We start from the raw sequence: 659 nt of genomic DNA on the forward strand, positions 1-659 counted from the left end.
GAGGGGCTGGTGCTGTTCGTCCTGATGGCGATCGCGGTCCGCCGCTTCGGCTTCCGCCGCCCCGGGCTGCTCGGCGGCCTGTTCGTCGTCGGCTACGCCATCGCCCGCACCGCCTGCGAGTTCTTCCGCGAGCCCGATCCGCAGCTCGGCTTCCTGTTCGGGACCCATGTCGGGGCGCTGGGCGGCGGCATCACCATGGGGATGCTGCTCTGCGTGCCGATGCTGCTCGTCGGCGCCGTGTTCATCGTGCGGGCCCTGCGCGGCGACACCCGGCCCCGGCCGCGCCTCGGCGAGGCCCCCGCCGAGGCCTCGGAAGCGAAGTCCGCGTGAGCGGGACCCCGCTCCTCGGCGAGCTGCGCCGCCTGATCGCCGTTGAGGGGCCGATCACCATCGAGCGCTACATGGCGCTCTGCCTCGGCCATCCGGTCCACGGCTACTACCGCACCCGCGACCCGCTGGGCGCGGCCGGCGACTTCACCACAGCGCCGGAGATCAGCCAGATCTTCGGCGAGCTTCTGGGGCTGTGGACGGCGGAGGTCTGGCACGGGCTCGGCCGCCCGGCCCCTTTCCGCCTGGTCGAGCTCGGCCCCGGCCGAGGCACGCTGATGGCGGACGCGCTGCGCGCCCTCAAGGCGGCGGCGCCGGACTGCCTGGCGGCG

General features: G+C 74.5%; 2 protein-coding genes. Both read left to right on the forward strand.

Annotation, left to right across the window (positions count from 1 at the left end):
• Window positions 1-330: prolipoprotein diacylglyceryl transferase family protein (locus VQ03_RS30635; RefSeq protein WP_048454718.1), on the forward strand; the 330-nt coding region annotated here is incomplete at its 5' end.
• A partial coding sequence (locus tag VQ03_RS30640) for an SAM-dependent methyltransferase (RefSeq protein WP_048454719.1) occupies window positions 327-659 on the forward strand: 333 nt, incomplete at its 3' end. The genes VQ03_RS30635 and VQ03_RS30640, both read left to right, overlap by 4 nt.

This window comes from Methylobacterium tarhaniae, from assembly GCF_001043955.1.
GTDB classification, from domain to species: domain Bacteria; phylum Pseudomonadota; class Alphaproteobacteria; order Rhizobiales; family Beijerinckiaceae; genus Methylobacterium; species Methylobacterium tarhaniae.